Here is a 15,002-nt window from a genome sequence, read left to right as displayed (position 1 = left end):
ACCTTTCGATTTGCACAAATCAATCGCCTGAAATAAGCATCCATTGTGCAAAAATAGACACAAGGAGGGGCCAATGAACTGGGATGATGTGCGTTTGTTCCTAAGCGTCGCGCGAAGCGGCCAGTTTCTGTCGGCGGCCAGAAAGCTTGGCGTCAATCATGCTACCCTCAGCCGGCGGATTTCCGCGCTGGAAGCGGCGATCGGCACGCAGCTCTTCCTGCGAAGCACCAATGGCTGCGAGCTGACGGAGGAGGGCCAGCGCCTTCTTGCCGGGGCCGAACGCATGGAAACCGAAATGCTGAATGCCCAGGCAAATCTTGGCCGCGTCGATACGGTGGTGGCGGGAACGGTGCGCATCGGTGCGCCGGATGGTCTTGGTGTATCCTTCCTCGCGCCACGGCTCGGCCGGCTGACGGCGCGGTATCCCGACCTGAAAATCCAGCTCGTGCCGGTGCCGCGTTCTTTCTCCCTGTCGCAGCGCGAGGCCGATATCGCCATCACCATCGAAAGGCCGGAGCAGGGCCGCCTGATGTTTTCGAAACTGACCGATTATTCGCTGGGTCTATATGCCTCTGCGGATTATCTGGCCGAATATGGAACGCCGGCCGATGTCGAAGCGCTGAAGCGCCACCGCCGCATCGGTTATGTGGAAGACCTGATCTTTTCACCGTCGCTCAACTATACCGGCGAGATCATGCGCGACTGGGATGCCGCCTTCGAAATCTCCAGCGCCACGGGCCAGACAGAGGCGGTGCGCTCGGGCGCAGGCATCGGCATCCTGCATAATTACATCGCCGGGCAATATGCCGAGCTTCGGCGGATCATGCCGCATCTCAGCATAAACCGGTCCTACTGGACGGCCTATCACGAGTCCGCCCGACAACTGGTCCGCGTCCGTACCGTGGTCGATTTTCTGCAGGAACTCGTTGCCGAAGAAAGGCGAATTTTCACCTGATATCCGACGGTCCGGCTATTAGTAATATTAATTGCGCGAGACGGCTGCTTCCGGGCTTGACAAAGGGCCGCTGGCTGGACGACCAATGCAGCCATTGGGAGAAATCGGAACCTGACATGTCGACTATGATAAAAAAGCTTTCGCCGACCGGCCTCGGCGTGGCCGTCATGCTGCTTGGAATGCTGCTTTTTGCATTGAACGACGCCATGGGCAAATGGCTGGTATCGACCTATAGCCAGGGTCAGGTCATTCTCATCCGAAGTGCGGCAGCGCTTGTCATTCTCGTTCCGATCGTCTGGAGAGCCGGCCTTTCCGGCCTCGTGAATATCGAGCGGCCTAGCCTTCAGGTGGCGCGCGTGTTCTTTTCCACGGCCGAGCTCTTCTGTTTCTATTTCGCCGTGGCCGCCCTGCCGCTGGCCGATGTCATGACCTATTGGCTTGCCGCTCCGATTTACGTGGCGGCGCTCTCGCCGTTTCTGCTCGGGGAAAAGGTCGGCTGGCGCCGCTGGACGGCCATCGCCATCGGTTTTGTCGGCGTTCTTATCGCGCTCAAACCCAGTTCGGCAAGCCTCACCTCCGCGGCACTCTTTTCCATTCTCGGCAGCGCCGCCTTCGCTTTCATGATGTTGTCCGGCCGCCAGCTGCGCAATACGCCGGATACGGTGCTTGCCTTCTGGCAGATCATCGGAGCGGCGCTTGCCGGCATCGTTGCGGTGTTTCTTGCGCCATCGGGCTGGTTGCCGGTGCAGTCCGGTTTCGATCTTGCCTTCCTCGGCCTGCTCGGCGTGGTCGCCATGGCCGCGCATGTGCTGGTCAATCGGGCGCTTAAACTGGCCGATGCGGCCACCGTCGCGCCGCTGCAATATACCTTGCTGCTCTGGGCGGTGATTTTCGGCTGGCTGTTCTTCGGCGATGTGCCGCAGACGAGCATCGTCGTCGGCGCGGGTCTGATCGTTCTGTCCGGCCTCTATATTTTCTTCCGTGAAAATACGCTCAAACGCCGCCGCGAAGCTGCCGAAGGACTGGCCGCGGAGCAGGTCTGATTCTGCTTTGGCCGCCGCCGACACGATCACGGGACTTGACGACGGCGTGATCTTCGGGAAGTAAGAGAGGGCCCTGCGATGATTTGTCTCGCAAGGGCAGAGGAAACAAAGGTGCCGGGCCCCTCTGGCGAGAGTTTTACGGCGCTCTCGTGATGTCGGTACCGCCTGCAAAAATTGGCCGGCGGATTAAAAACTATGAAAAACCTGAATGTGCTTCGCGCGCGTGCTTTCTGCGTGCGGCCTGACGCTCCGCGTCGGTCCGTGTATGCCCTCGTTATCGGAGGCGACCGGACATGAGCGCCGCCCAGAAAACCACGCTTTCCTACTTCAAGTGGGCTTTTATCGTCACCGTCGTCGGTCTGATCCTTGGCGGCTATCTTGGCTGGGAAATGACCGGAACGGTGGGCGGCACGGCGACGATCTTCTTTATCTGCGTCGTTCTTGCGGTGCTGGAAATCTCGCTCTCCTTCGACAACGCCATCGTCAATGCCAATAAGCTCAAGGACATGACACCGGTCTGGCAGCACCGCTTCCTGACCTGGGGTATTCTCATCGCCGTTTTCGGCATGCGTATCGTCTTCCCGCTGCTCATCGTCGTCGTGGCCGCCAATGTCGGCCCCTGGACGGCGATCGTCATGGCGGCGACGCAACCGGAACGTTATGCGGAAATCATGCGTGACGCCCATCTGCCGATCGCGGCTTTCGGCGGTACCTTCCTGATGATGGTCGGTCTCAACTTCTTCTTCGACCATGAAAAGGACGTGCACTGGGTGCGCTGGATCGAGGAAAAGGCAGCGGCCTATTCCTCCGTCAAGGGGATTGAAATCGCCTTTGTGCTTGTCGTCATGCTGATCTTTTCCCGCATCATCGGCGCGAGCGACAATCCGGAACTCGGTCCGGTCGCGGCCAACACCTTCTTCCATTCGGCGATCTGGGGTCTCTTGACCTTCCTGCTGGTGGAAGTTGTCGGCGGCATTCTCGACCGCAGCCAGGAAATGCTGGAAGGCGCGGCGAAAGGCGGCTTCGGTGCGTTTCTCTACCTCGAAGTTCTTGATGCCAGCTTCTCCTTTGACGGCGTTATCGGCGCCTTCGCGCTGACGCAGAATCTGTTCATCATCGCCATCGGCCTCGGCATCGGCGCCATGTATGTGCGCTCGATGACGATCATGCTAGTGGAGAAGGGAACGCTTGCCGAATACCGTTATCTGGAACACGGCGCTTTTTATGCGATCCTGATCCTGTCGATCATCATGTATGTGCAGACCATGTTCCATATACCGGAGGTCATCACCGGCCTTGGTGGCGCGACCCTGATCGGCATTTCGCTCTGGTCATCGATCCGGCATAACCGGCAGCAAAGTGCCGGTGCCGCTGATGCGGCGCGCGGTGCGGAAATCTGATCCACTATGATCCCCGCCTTCCGCCGTCATGGCGGAAGGCAGTTTTTAAGCATTGAATTCCCGTTTGCTTATTTTTATTGCTGTTCCTTCGTTGCGGAAAAATTGGCCATAGCGCCGCGATGGTATGGCAAGTATTTGTTTTACCTTGAATTTGTGCGCCGCAATAAAACTGGCATGCTTCCTGCTTCTCCTGTCACAAGTCCAGAGGGGACGTTGGAAGCCCGGAAAACGGGTCAAAAAAACGCCGCCGCGCCGTTCGACCTGTCGGGTCCCAACAGCGCGGCGGTTTGTTTGTGTGCATGGTTCTTGAGTTTTGCCTTCCGTTGAATGAAAACGGTAGGACAACGACTGGAGGGTTACCGGCTTGCCTGCACAATTGTCACCCTCGGAGGCTCTGGGACTCTGGCATCGTGTTTCCATGACGCAGGTCATCGCCGATGCACCGGATTTGACCTTGCGCCAGACCGCCATCCTGCTGCAGATTTATCTCGTGCCGCCGCCGCACACCGTCCGGGGGCTTGCCGCCATGCTGGGCGTAACCAAGCCGGTCATCACCCGCGCACTTGACAGTCTCGGGGCGCTTGGGCTGGTCGACAGGGTGCGTGATGAGCGGGACAGGCGCAATGTCGTGATAAAACGTACCGTCGCAGGTGCGCTCTATCTGGAAAAATTTGGCGATCTGGTTATTGATCAGGCGCGTAAGATCTAACCTCAGGACGTGAAACCCATGATGCTCGACCGCCGCCTGAATGTTTTCCGTTCCGATCTCGCCGATGAAAAACTGCAGGGCGTGGTGCAGGCCGAACGTTTTGTCGGCGGCACTCCCGCGCAGATCGTGGCACCGGTGATCGGCCTGCGTCCGACGCCCGATATTATCGCCGGCATCGACACCGAGCTGCTGTTTGGCGAAACGGTGCGCGTTTTCGATAGGGCAAACGGCTGGGCATGGGTGCAGGCGGATGCCGATGGTTACGCCGGTTATGTGCCGGAAACGGCCATCGGTGATGTCGTTGCCGCGACCCACCGCGTCATCGCGCCGCGCACCTTCCTTTATCCTTCGGCCGAGCTGCGCAAACCGCCGGTGGCGGCGCTGTCGATGGGCAGCCTTGTCCGTATCGTCGGTGAGGCGGAAACTCGCGGCACCCGTTACCTGATGACCGACAAGGGCGAAGGCATCATCGCCGGTCATTGCCAGACCGTCGATGCCGCTTGTGACGACGATTACGTCGCTGTCGCGTTACGTTTCATCGAGACGCCCTATCTGTGGGGCGGACGCTCGGGTTTCGGCATCGATTGTTCCGGCCTCGTCCAGCTTTCCATGACGATGACCGGTAGGCGGGTTCTTCGCGATACCGACATGCAGGTGAAGTCGCTCGGTGTGGAAATAGAGCGTGACGAATTGCGCCGCGGCGATCTCGTTTTCTGGAAAGGCCATGTCGGCCTCATGGAGAACGAAGAAACCCTGCTGCATGCCAATGGTCATACGATGAATGTCGCACGCGAGAATCTCGATGCGGCCATCGAGCGTATCGGCTGGCTTTATGAAAAGCCGACGGCGTTTCGCCGCCTGGAGGGCTGAGAAGGCGGCTTTCACGAAATTGTGCCCGCCCCGCCCTTTGTAGGAAGAGCGCCGACGGCCTACATCCCATGGATAAAAGCACGGGACAGGCATCGATGAAGACAAGAACAGCGACACGATTGGCTGCCATCCTCGCGGCGGTTCTGGCGAGCGGCGCGGCAGAGGCGCAGACGGTTTTCCAGAATGGTTTCGCCCCGGCGCCTGACGCCTATGCGAATCTGCCCGGCGTCAAGGATCCGCGAACGCTGCAACCCAAGGTCCGTTACACCTGCCATAGCGCGCTTGGCGTTACCGGATATTCCCGAGGTCCCTACCGGGATGTTTTCGGCAGCCGGGGCCTTCCCATGCAGGGCTACCGCTGTACGGATGAAAACGGCATTTCCAGCTTCGGCGGCAGGAATCCGGTCTCGAAGGATTGGTATCCCGGCATCAATCCCGTTGACCCGACCTTCTGAGGCGACATGGTTTAAGGCGGCGGGCCGAAAACTTCAGACGGCGTTCCGAAAATCGATGCGCAAGCAGCAACGGAAGGCATTTGCCCTTTCGTTGCTCTGGACTTGTTGTCGCTTTTTCAGATAAATCTTCGGCATGACAGGTTGGTACCTGCACGCGTGCGGAGTGACATCGGCTATTTTGACCTTTGGCCGATATTGGGGAATGCGAGTATGACGAAGACCGATATAGCCACCCGTGTCCACAATCATACCTGGAAACTCGATCCGATTGTGCGCAGCCTGATCGATACGGATTTCTACAAGCTGTTGATGTTGCAGATGATCTGGAAGCTCTATCCGGAAGTCGACGCGACATTTTCCTTGATCAATCGCACAAAGACGGTGCGGCTGGCGGAAGAGATCGACGAGATGGAATTGCGTGAGCAGCTCGATCACGCGCGCACCCTGCGCCTCTCCAAAAAAGAAAACATCTGGCTCGCGGGTAACACGTTTTACGGCCGCTCGCAGATTTTCGAGCCGGAATTCCTGTCCTGGCTTTCGAGCTATCAATTGCCGGAATACGAGCTTTTCAAGCGCGACGGGCAATATGAGCTGAATTTCCATGGTCGCTGGATGGATACCACGCTCTGGGAGATTCCGGCGCTGGCGATCATCAACGAACTCCGCTCGCGCAGCGCCATGCGTTCTCTCGGTTATTTCACGCTGGATGTCCTTTATGCCCGCGCCAAGGCCAAGATGTGGGAAAAGGTCGAGCGGCTGCGGGAACTGCCGGGCTTGCGCATTTCCGATTTCGGCACCCGCCGCCGCCACAGCTTCCTGTGGCAGCGCTGGTGCGTCGAGGCACTGAAGGAAGGCATCGGCCCTGCTTTCACCGGCACGAGCAATGTTCTGCTCGCTATGGATTCCGATCTTGAAGCTGTCGGTACCAACGCGCATGAGCTGCCGATGGTGGTTGCGGCACTTGCCCAGACGAACGAGGAACTGGCGGCAGCGCCCTATCAGGTTCTGAAGGACTGGAACCGGCTTTATGGCGGCAACCTGCTGATCGTATTGCCCGATGCCTTTGGCACGGCAGCGTTTCTGCGCAACGCGCCGGAATGGGTGGCGGACTGGACGGGCTTTCGCCCCGACAGCGCGCCGCCGATCGAAGGCGGGGAAAAGATCATCGAGTGGTGGCAGAAGATGGGCCGCGATCCTCGCAAGAAGATGCTGATCTTCTCCGACGGTCTCGATGTCGACGCCATTATCGACACCTATCGGCATTTTGAAGGCCGGGTGCGCATGAGCTTCGGCTGGGGCACCAATCTGACCAATGATTTTGCCGGCTGCGCGCCGAAAACCATTGCCAGCCTCAAGCCGATCTCCATCGTCTGCAAGGTCAGCGATGCCAATGGCCGGCCGGCGGTAAAGCTCTCGGACAATCCGCAAAAAGCGACGGGCGAACCGGCCGAAGTGGAGCGTTACCTGAAGTTCTTCGGCGAGGAAGACCACAAGGAACAGAAGGTTCTGGTTTAATCGAGACCGGGCGCTCCGGTTAACGAAGCGCCCGTGGAAGTGATTACTTCGCGAATTGATGCGAGATGTAGTGGAAGAGCGCCCGGATACCCTGCGCCTCGCCGCCGATCGACGAGTGATGTCTCTCGCTCAGCGACCAGCCGTAAATATCGAAATGCGCCCAGCGCTTGGTATTGGTGACGAAACGCTTGAGAAACAGCGCGGCTGTGATCGAACCGGCCATGCCGCCTGACGGCGCGTTGGTGATGTCGGCCGCGCGTGAGCGGATGTCCTTGTCATATCCCATATAAAGGGGCATCCGCCACAACGGGTCATCGATATCGATGCTCGCTTCCGCGATATCATGGGCCAGATCCTCGTCATCGGTATAGAACGGCGGCAGATCCGGGCCGAGAGCGACACGGGCGGCACCCGTCAGCGTCGCCATGTCGATCATCAGGTCCGGCGCGTCCTCATCGGCATAGGCCAGCGCATCCGCCAGAACAAGACGGCCCTCCGCATCGGTATTGTCAATCTGTACCGTCAGTCCCTTACGGCTCTTGTAGATGTCGCCGGGACGGAAGGCATTGGAAGAGATGGAGTTTTCGACGGCTGGTATAAGCACGCGAAGGTCGACCGGCAGCTTCGCATCCATGATCATCAGGGCGAGACCGAGGAGATTGGCCGCACCGCCCATATCCTTCTTCATCAAAGCCATGGAGGCGGCGGGTTTGATATCGAGACCGCCGGTATCGAAGCAGACGCCTTTGCCGACGAGGGTAAGGCGCGGATTGCCCTTCTTGCCCCAGTTCATCTCGAGAAGACGTGGCGCGCTTTCGCTGGCGCGGCCGACGGCGTGGATGAGCGGGAAGTTTTCCTTCAGCAGGTCGTCGCCGGTGGTGACGCTGACCTTTGCCTTGTAGTGGGCGGCAAGGGCGCGGAAGGCGATTTCAAGCTCGTCCGGTCCCATGTCATTGGCCGGAACATTGATGAGGTCGCGGGCAAGGAAAACGCCTGCCAGAATGCGCTTGATTTCGCCGTCTTCGGCATCCTGTGGAATGAGAAGCCTTGCCCCGTTGGTCTTGGTGGTCCTGTATTTGTCAAAACGATAGCTGCCGAGACCAAAGCCGAGTGCCAGGCGGTTGGCCGTCAACGGTGCGGTCTCGATGTGCCATTCGCCTTCCGGCAGCTCGCGGGCCAGTTTCCCAGTTATGAAGGGAATTTCGGACGGATTGCCGCCAAGGCCGAGAAGCACGCCGCCGAGCGAACCATCGGCGGAAGGGACAAGCAGGATGGCGCCGGCTTCCGCCTTGAACCCCGCCTTTTTCGCCCAGTCCAGAGCGACAGGATCGATGGCACCCTGTTCAATATGGGCTGGTGTGACGGCGAAAACCGGCAAGGTGCTGCCGGCCTTCGAGCTGAAAGGGGTGGGGCGTTCGATGAACTGATAGGGCGCCATTGTATGCTTCCGTAAATCTCGTGAATCGGTGCGATTAACGCTCTGTTAGGGTTAACAGATTATTGCTTAAGCGAAAGTTGCGTCATGTGAGTCTGTCGTATGTCGGGCGCAAGATCGATCATTCTTGGGCGGGGGCGCTGCCATGACTGCTTTTTCTTTGGGCGAGACAGGCCGGACCGGATTGCTGCGCGGCGTGTGCCTGGCGGCGCTGGTTCTGGCCGTTTCCGGATGCGCGGGCACCAATAAGCCGGATCGCATGTCCACCGGCTCCATTCCCGCAGCCACGCGTTCCTATGACACCATGAACATGGACCAGTTGCGACAGGCGGAGGAGACTGCCGGCAAAGCCTACGAGCGCAGCCCCAAGGACAAGTCGATCGGCATGAGTTATGCCAGCGTGCTGATGATGACGGGCAAGAATACGCAGGCGCTTGCCGTGATGCAGCAGATTGCCATCGCCAATCCGGCGGATCGCGACGTGCTTGCCGCCTATGGCAAGGCGCAGGCGGCGGCCGGCCAGCTGGAACAGGCGCTTTCGACCATACAGCGGGCACAGACGCCTGACCGCCCCGATTGGCGGCTTTATTCCGCCGAAGGCGCCGTGCTCGATCAGCTCGGGCGCTCGAACGATGCGCGTTCCCGATATCGGCAGGCGCTGGACCTCAAGCCGAATGATCCAAGCGTGCTTTCGAACCTCGGCATGTCCTATGTCCTGTCGAGTGATCCCCGCACTGCCGAGACATATCTGCAGTCGGCCATCGCCCAGCCCGGTGCCGATAGCCGCGTCCGTCAGAATCTGGCGCTTGTGGTCGGTCTTCAGGGGCGTTTCGCCGAAGCCGAGCGTATCGCGGCGCAGGAACTGTCGCCACAGCAGGCGCAGGCAAATCTCGGCTATCTGCGTGCCATGCTCTCACAGCAGAATTCCTGGCAGCAACTGGCGAAAAAAGACGCAAAGCCGGCGGGCTGATACGCTTTGGATGTGGCCACCCGGTATAGGCAGGCTAAAAATCTTGCCATATGAATTACGCTGTACCGCCGGGTGAAATACCGGCGGTATTTTTCTTTGTCAAAACGTATCCAGAACCCGGATGATGGCCGGGCCGAGAATGACGGCAATGAGCACCGGCAAGAAAAAGACGATCATCGGCACGGTCAGTTTCGGCGGCAGCGCGGCGGCTTTCTTTTCGGCCTCGTTCATGCGCTCGTCACGGCCTTCCTGCGCCAGAACACGCAGCGCCTGAGCCAGCGGTGTGCCGTATCGCTCCGCCTGGATGAGGGCCTGCACCACGCTTTTGACGCCTTCCAGCTGTGTGCGCATGCCAAAATTCTCAAGCGCGATGCGCCTGTCCTGAAGGAAGGAGAGCTCCGCCGTCGTCAGTATCATCTCCTCAGCCAGTTCAGGGGACTGTTCGCCCACTTCTTCCGCAACACGGCGCATCGCGGCTTCCATCGAAACACCGGATTCAATGCAGATCAGCATCAGATCCAGAGCGTCGGGCCATGCGCGCTTGATCGAACTCTGCCGCTTCGTCATGGCGTTCGAGACATAGATATTGGGCGCGTAAAACCCGATATAACCGAAAAGCAGCACAGCCATCAGCCTGACGATGAAGGCCTTGTCGGCAAGGTTTCCCAGAAGGAAGACCCAGGTAAAAGCGATGGCAAGAAAGGCGAATGGCAGCAGGAAGCGTGCGGCAAGAAATGTGTTGAGCGCGTTCTGCGAACGAAAACCCGCTGCACGCAGCTTGTTCATCGTATTGGCGTCAGCCAGCGCTTCCTGAAGGTTGAATTTTTCGACGATACGCCGGGCCGATTTGTTGTTGCTGCCGCGCAACGAGGCTTTTCCATCTCTGGAGGCCGCTGCAATGCGCTCACGCTCCCGGCTGCGGATGAAGTCGCGCTCCGACGACACGGCCTTCATGCGCTTGGCGAAGTCCTTGCGCTCGAAGAACGGCATGATGAGGGTGTAGAGGGTGGCGAAAACCGCAAGAGTGACCAGAATGGCGATGATCGTTTGCGGATCCGTCAGGCTCGAGATGAGATTCCCTGTCATGGCCCACCCTCAGATATCGAAATTGATCATTTGGCGCATGATGAAAATGCCGATCAACATCCAGATGCCCGATGCTCCGAGAATGAGGTGCCCGCGCAGGTCGGTGAAGAGCACGGACAGGTAATCTGGCGACGTGAAGTGCACCAGCATCATGACGATGAAGGGCAGCGCACCGATGATGACCGCCGACGCTTTCGCCTCCATCGAAAGGGCACTGACCTTGGCGCGCATCTTCTTGCGGTCACGCAGGACTTTTGAAAGGTTGGACAGCGCTTCTGAAAGATTGCCGCCCGCCTGCGCCTGAATATTGATGACGGTGCCGAAGAAACTGACCTCGAAGAGTGGCATCGTAAGCATCATGCGTTCGATTGCCTGGGGAATGCTGATACCGACCTGTTGCGCATCGACAATCCGCTGGAATTCGGTTTTTACCGGCTCCTGGCCATCCGATGCGATCAACCTTACGGCGTCGTTCAATGGCAATCCGGACTTGATCGACCGGCACATGACGTCGAGCGCATTGGGAAATTCCTCAAGGAATTTTTTCTGCCGGCGCTTGAGAAGAAAAGCCAGAATCCACCGCGGTAATCCCAATGCCACGACAACCCCGATGAGCAGCGCGAGCACCAACGACAGGCCGTAGAGAATAGCGATAAGGGAGCAGAATACCGCGGCGCCAGCACTTATCAGGTGGAATTGCCGGACCGAAAGCCGCAGGCCTGCCTGAACCAGCTTGTCACGCAAACTGACATTCTTGGCTTTCTTTGCCTTTTCACTCTGCTTCTTTTCCATTTCCCGCAGGTTGTCCTGCATGGATTTACGGCGCTTGCTGAGTTCCTGCACGCGGTCGCGCGCCGCTTTGATATTGGCGTGATCCGTCTCGGCGGCCTGAACCCGCTTGAAGCGGCTGGTGGTCTTTTTTTCGACCTCTATCTGCTGAAAAAGGAAGGCGTAAGCCAGCGCTCCTGCCGAAATGGCGACAAGTACGGCCAGTAACAGGATTGTGGGGTCCATGACGGTCGCCTTCCCTTAGGATGTCTTTTCCATTTCATCGAGCGCAGCCGCCAGACGTTTTTCTTCGCCGTAATAACGTGCGCGATCCCAGAAATGGGGTTTGCTGATGCCTGCCGAGACATGCCTGCCGATCAGCTTGCCATGCGCATCTTCGCCTTCGATTTCGTACCGCATCAGATCCTGGGTGACGATGACATCGCCTTCCATGCCGATCACTTCGGTGATCTGCGTTATCCGGCGGGAACCGTCACGCAGGCGCGCAGCCTGGATAACGATATCGATCGATCCGGAGATGATTTCGCGCACCGTCTTCGCCGGCAGCGTGAAACCGCCCATGGCGATCATCGATTCGATACGGCTGAGGCATTCCCGCGGCGTATTGGCGTGCAGCGTTCCCATCGAGCCGTCGTGGCCGGTGTTCATGGCCTGAAGCAGGTCAAAAACCTCCGGTCCGCGCACTTCACCGACGATGATGCGTTCGGGTCGCATGCGAAGGCAGTTCTTCACGAGATCGCGCATGGTGATCTCGCCTTCCCCTTCGATATTGGGTGGACGTGTTTCCAGTCTCACCACATGCGGCTGCTGTAGCTGGAGTTCGGCGGTGTCCTCGCAGGTGATGACGCGTTCATCCCTGTCGATAAAGCTCGTGAGGCAATTAAGAAGCGTTGTCTTACCGGAGCCGGTGCCGCCGGAGATGACGACATTGCAGCGGACGCGGCCGATGATCTTGAGCAATGTCGCACCTTCGGGCGTGATCGCCCCGAAACGCACCAACTGGTCAAGTGTGAGCTTGTCCTTCTTGAATTTTCGGATCGTCAGCGCCGGACCGTCAATGGCCAGCGGCGGCGCAATGACGTTGACGCGCGACCCATCCGGCAGGCGGGCGTCGCATATGGGGCTTGATTCATCCACGCGCCGGCCGACCTGGCTGACGATCCGCTGGCAGATGGATAGCAGCTGGCCATTGTCGCGAAAGCGGATGTCGGATTCGATGGTCTTGCCGCCGACTTCGATGAAGGTCTGGCCGGATCCGTTGACCATGATATCGGCAATATCGTCGCGTGCGAGAAGCGGTTCCAGTGGTCCGTAACCCAGAACGTCGTTGCAGATGTCTTCGAGCAGCTCTTCCTGCTCGGCAATCGACATGGCAAAATTCTTGATGGTGATGATATCGTTGACGATATCGCGAATTTCCTCGCGCGCGCTCTCCGCATCGAGCTTGGCGAGCTGCGAAAGGTCGATCGTATCGATGAGCGCGGAAAAAACCTGGCTCTTGGTATTGTAATAGTCTTCCGTGCGGGCGCGCTTTTTCTGCGGCGACTGCGATGTTGCCTGCGCTTGCCGCGTCGCGGGTGACTGGCCGGGTTCCAAGGTATCGATCGCAAGAGGACGCGGCTCGGGTGGCATCGCCACCTGAACGGAAACAGGTGCGGCCAGATCCGGCTTCGTGCTTCTGGTTGGGCCGTCAGACCCGCGTTTTCCGAACATCGGCGTTTCCGTCTAAGGGCGCAGAGGCAAGACCTATTTGCGCTTGAGAATATTCTTGAGTTTATCCAGGCCACCGCGTCTGCTCTTGCGCAGTATGGTGCGGCCCGTAATCGTATGGGCGATCTGCGAGAAGGTTTCCGCGATCTGGGATTTTTCATCCATCTCGCTGATCATGCGTCCGCTGTTGGCGGCGCTGCCGAACAGCTGGGTATCGAACGGGATGATCGCGATCGGTTCGATTTCCAGGGGCTCAAGAAAATCCGCCGGGGCGATTTCCGGCCGCTTCGGCATGCCCACCTGGTTGAGAATGAGGTGAGGCAACTTGTCGTTGGGCCGCAATTTTATCAGCGCATCGAACAGGTTTTTCGTATTGCGCAGATTTGCGAGATCGGGAACCGCCGTGATGACCACTTCGTCGGCTTCGGCAAGGACCGCCCGCGTCCAGTCGCACCACTGGTGTGGAAGATCGAGAACGGCAACGGGCGCGCTGCGCTGCAGGACCTCCAGTATCGGCAGGAAAGCCTGACGATCGAGATCATAGGTCCGGTCGAGAAGCGAGGGCGCCGCCAGGAGCGACAGGTGGTCGGAACATTTCGTCAGAAGGCGGTCTAGAAACACCTCGTCCAGCCGTTCCGGCGAAAACACGGCTTCCGCCATGCCTTGCGCGGGGTCCTGATCGAAATCGATGTTGGCCGTGCCATAGGCAAGGTCCATGTCCGCCAGAATGGTTTCGGTGGAAAAGAGCGTGGATATGCCAAAGGCGCAATTATGTGCGATCGTCGAGGAGCCAACGCCGCCTTTGGCACCGATGAAAGCAATGTTGCGGCCGAGTGGCTCCGCTTCCGGGTCAACGAAGATTGTCGCGATCGAGCCCAGCAGATCGGCCATGCTGACCGGGGCGACCAGATATTCGGAAATGCCGTTGCGGATGAGATCGCGATAAAGCGTTATGTCATTGTGCCGGCCGACGATGATGACGCGGGTCGAGGGATCGCAAACCTCTGCCAGCGGAGCCAGATCATCCAGCAGCGAGCCGGGTGCGCTGGCCGTCTCCAGAATGATGAGATTGGGCGTCGGCGAGGCGGAAAACATCGTGGCGGCCGCGTTGATGTCTCCCTTGGTCACCCTGAGGGTTACCTTGCTCATGCGCCGGTCGCCGGACAATGCGTCCATGACACCCTGCATATTGTCGCTGACACAGAAGGCATGGACGGAAATGCGGGGCAGGGGCCGCAGGCGATCCATATCCCCGGCACGAACGGGCGCCTCGGCGTCTGCACTGCCGCTTGCCTTGATATCGTATTCTACAGCGCTCATCGTCTATCCTGCCGTAACAAATGTTGGAGCCGCATCAATTCGGCGTCGCCGTGGTCTTGCCCTGACGATAGTTGTCGATGACGACCGCGCGGCGCTCCGCATCGATCGGGCTCATGCCGCGCGGGCCGACCAGATCCATGGGGTTGGCGACCTGTGCGGCGAGATTGCTCTGGGATGCGCACCCGAAATTGTACCAGTTCTTGTTGGCAAAGGTGTTGTCCGAAAGGTCCTCTGGCCATTGACCGCATTGCCCGGTCATGGCGGTGACGGCCACATAGCTCAAACGGATGGGAGCAGCATCGCCATTCGGGGATGCGGCGTAGCGCGTTTCCATGATCTTGCCCGAAGAAACTCCGGCGCCGGAAAGCGTCGAGCGGATCTGTTTCGCCATTTTTGATGCGGCCGCCGAATTGGCGGACCCCGACGGCACCTGGATATTGACGATACCGGTCGACATGGACGCGTAATTCTGGGCAAACCCGCGGACATTATCCGCCACTGCCGTGGTCAGCCGGCTGTCGCCTGCCGAAACCGGAATATCCAGCGAATGTTCCGCTTCCGAGAGCGTGATGGGATGGCGCGTGCGATAGTCGTCAGGAATGGCATTGGTCGTCAAAGGGTCACGCGCGCAGCCCTGCAGAAGGCCGGCGGTGAGCGCAACCATGGCGACGAGACTGGCGCGTTTGATGGACAAAAAGGAAGAGGTTTCCTGCATGATGTTTCCTGCCCCCGCCGGGCTTGCTCT

15 protein-coding genes are annotated in these 15,002 nt (G+C 58.9%); 9 read left to right on the top strand and 6 right to left on the bottom strand.

Features of this window, described 5'->3' with window-relative positions:
- Positions 1-73: 73 nt before the first annotated feature.
- The 8 genes from JZX88_RS03295 to pncB all read left to right on the top strand — a co-directional run bounded on the left by JZX88_RS03295 (position 74) and on the right by pncB (position 6,947).
- Positions 74-955 (top strand): LysR family transcriptional regulator, encoded by an 882-nt coding sequence (locus JZX88_RS03295; protein WP_065114593.1) that lies wholly within the window; start codon positions 74-76, stop codon positions 953-955.
- 125 nt (positions 956-1,080) lie between these two features.
- On the top strand, positions 1,081-1,998 hold the full coding sequence (locus JZX88_RS03290; RefSeq protein WP_371741078.1) for a DMT family transporter: 918 nt from the start codon (positions 1,081-1,083) through the stop codon (positions 1,996-1,998).
- A gap of 293 nt (positions 1,999-2,291) precedes the next feature.
- On the top strand, positions 2,292-3,398 hold the full coding sequence (locus tag JZX88_RS03285; protein ID WP_065114595.1) for a DUF475 domain-containing protein: 1,107 nt from the start codon (positions 2,292-2,294) through the stop codon (positions 3,396-3,398).
- Positions 3,399-3,404: 6 nt separating this feature from the next.
- A complete protein-coding gene (locus JZX88_RS03280; protein ID WP_146227635.1) occupies positions 3,405-3,725 on the top strand; it encodes a hypothetical protein in 321 nt (106 codons plus the stop codon).
- A gap of 37 nt (positions 3,726-3,762) precedes the next feature.
- On the top strand, positions 3,763-4,107 hold the full coding sequence (locus tag JZX88_RS03275) for a helix-turn-helix domain-containing protein (RefSeq protein WP_065114596.1): 345 nt from the start codon (positions 3,763-3,765) through the stop codon (positions 4,105-4,107).
- 18 nt (positions 4,108-4,125) lie between these two features.
- On the top strand, positions 4,126-4,977 hold the full coding sequence (locus JZX88_RS03270) for a C40 family peptidase (protein WP_206912521.1): 852 nt from the start codon (positions 4,126-4,128) through the stop codon (positions 4,975-4,977).
- 95 nt (positions 4,978-5,072) lie between these two features.
- The gene (locus JZX88_RS03265; RefSeq protein ID WP_110755976.1) at positions 5,073-5,432 is read left to right on the top strand and encodes a hypothetical protein; all 360 of its coding nucleotides are present in this window, start codon (positions 5,073-5,075) and stop codon (positions 5,430-5,432) included.
- Positions 5,433-5,642: 210 nt separating this feature from the next.
- The gene (pncB, locus tag JZX88_RS03260; protein WP_065114598.1) at positions 5,643-6,947 is read left to right on the top strand and encodes a nicotinate phosphoribosyltransferase; all 1,305 of its coding nucleotides are present in this window, start codon (positions 5,643-5,645) and stop codon (positions 6,945-6,947) included.
- A gap of 43 nt (positions 6,948-6,990) precedes the next feature.
- On the opposite strand, the gene JZX88_RS03255 is transcribed toward pncB, so the two are convergent.
- Entirely contained in the window at positions 6,991-8,385 is a 1,395-nt protein-coding gene (locus JZX88_RS03255) for a M17 family metallopeptidase (RefSeq protein ID WP_206912519.1), read from the bottom strand.
- Between the two features lie 256 nt (positions 8,386-8,641).
- Between JZX88_RS03255 and JZX88_RS03250 the strand changes: the two genes are divergently transcribed.
- Positions 8,642-9,352 carry a tetratricopeptide repeat protein gene (locus JZX88_RS03250; protein ID WP_206912617.1) on the top strand — a complete coding sequence of 237 codons (711 nt, stop codon included), beginning with the start codon at positions 8,642-8,644 and terminating at the stop codon, positions 9,350-9,352.
- A 99-nt stretch (positions 9,353-9,451) separates the two neighbouring features.
- On the opposite strand, the gene JZX88_RS03245 is transcribed toward JZX88_RS03250, so the two are convergent.
- The 5 genes from JZX88_RS03245 to JZX88_RS03225 are packed head-to-tail and all read right to left on the bottom strand — an operon-like array spanning position 9,452 to position 14,972.
- Positions 9,452-10,438, bottom strand: coding sequence for a type II secretion system F family protein (locus JZX88_RS03245; RefSeq protein WP_206912517.1), 987 nt, complete (start codon positions 10,436-10,438; stop codon positions 9,452-9,454).
- A 9-nt stretch (positions 10,439-10,447) separates the two neighbouring features.
- Positions 10,448-11,452: a type II secretion system F family protein gene (locus JZX88_RS03240; protein WP_206912515.1), complete on the bottom strand. Its 1,005-nt coding sequence runs from the start codon at positions 11,450-11,452 to the stop codon at positions 10,448-10,450.
- A 15-nt stretch (positions 11,453-11,467) separates the two neighbouring features.
- On the bottom strand, positions 11,468-12,940 hold the full coding sequence (locus tag JZX88_RS03235) for a CpaF family protein (protein ID WP_065114603.1): 1,473 nt from the start codon (positions 12,938-12,940) through the stop codon (positions 11,468-11,470).
- A 33-nt stretch (positions 12,941-12,973) separates the two neighbouring features.
- Positions 12,974-14,257, bottom strand: a complete 1,284-nt coding sequence (locus JZX88_RS03230; RefSeq protein ID WP_065114604.1) for a CpaE family protein — start codon at positions 14,255-14,257, stop codon at positions 12,974-12,976.
- 34 nt (positions 14,258-14,291) lie between these two features.
- Entirely contained in the window at positions 14,292-14,972 is a 681-nt protein-coding gene (locus JZX88_RS03225) for a CpaD family pilus assembly protein (protein WP_206912513.1), read from the bottom strand.
- Between the last annotated feature and the right edge of the window lie 30 nt (positions 14,973-15,002).

Origin of the sequence: Agrobacterium sp. OT33 (assembly GCF_017313365.1) — a bacterium.
GTDB lineage: Bacteria > Pseudomonadota > Alphaproteobacteria > Rhizobiales > Rhizobiaceae > Agrobacterium > Agrobacterium rhizogenes_A.
This window is presented reverse-complemented; position numbering and strand designations above follow the sequence as displayed.

Coding starts and splice junctions, on each gene's coding strand:
- JZX88_RS03295 (WP_065114593.1), top strand. CDS start 74: ATGAACTGGGATGATGTGCGTTTGTTCCTAAGCGTCGCGCGAAGCGGC.
- JZX88_RS03290 (WP_371741078.1), top strand. CDS start 1,081: ATGATAAAAAAGCTTTCGCCGACCGGCCTCGGCGTGGCCGTCATGCTG.
- JZX88_RS03285 (WP_065114595.1), top strand. CDS start 2,292: ATGAGCGCCGCCCAGAAAACCACGCTTTCCTACTTCAAGTGGGCTTTT.
- JZX88_RS03280 (WP_146227635.1), top strand. CDS start 3,405: ATGATCCCCGCCTTCCGCCGTCATGGCGGAAGGCAGTTTTTAAGCATT.
- JZX88_RS03270 (WP_206912521.1), top strand. CDS start 4,126: ATGATGCTCGACCGCCGCCTGAATGTTTTCCGTTCCGATCTCGCCGAT.
- JZX88_RS03265 (WP_110755976.1), top strand. CDS start 5,073: ATGAAGACAAGAACAGCGACACGATTGGCTGCCATCCTCGCGGCGGTT.
- pncB (WP_065114598.1), top strand. CDS start 5,643: ATGACGAAGACCGATATAGCCACCCGTGTCCACAATCATACCTGGAAA.
- JZX88_RS03255 (WP_206912519.1), bottom strand. CDS start 8,385: ATGGCGCCCTATCAGTTCATCGAACGCCCCACCCCTTTCAGCTCGAAG.
- JZX88_RS03250 (WP_206912617.1), top strand. CDS start 8,642: ATGTCCACCGGCTCCATTCCCGCAGCCACGCGTTCCTATGACACCATG.
- JZX88_RS03245 (WP_206912517.1), bottom strand. CDS start 10,438: ATGACAGGGAATCTCATCTCGAGCCTGACGGATCCGCAAACGATCATC.
- JZX88_RS03240 (WP_206912515.1), bottom strand. CDS start 11,452: ATGGACCCCACAATCCTGTTACTGGCCGTACTTGTCGCCATTTCGGCA.
- JZX88_RS03235 (WP_065114603.1), bottom strand. CDS start 12,940: ATGTTCGGAAAACGCGGGTCTGACGGCCCAACCAGAAGCACGAAGCCG.
- JZX88_RS03230 (WP_065114604.1), bottom strand. CDS start 14,257: ATGAGCGCTGTAGAATACGATATCAAGGCAAGCGGCAGTGCAGACGCC.
- JZX88_RS03225 (WP_206912513.1), bottom strand. CDS start 14,972: ATGCAGGAAACCTCTTCCTTTTTGTCCATCAAACGCGCCAGTCTCGTC.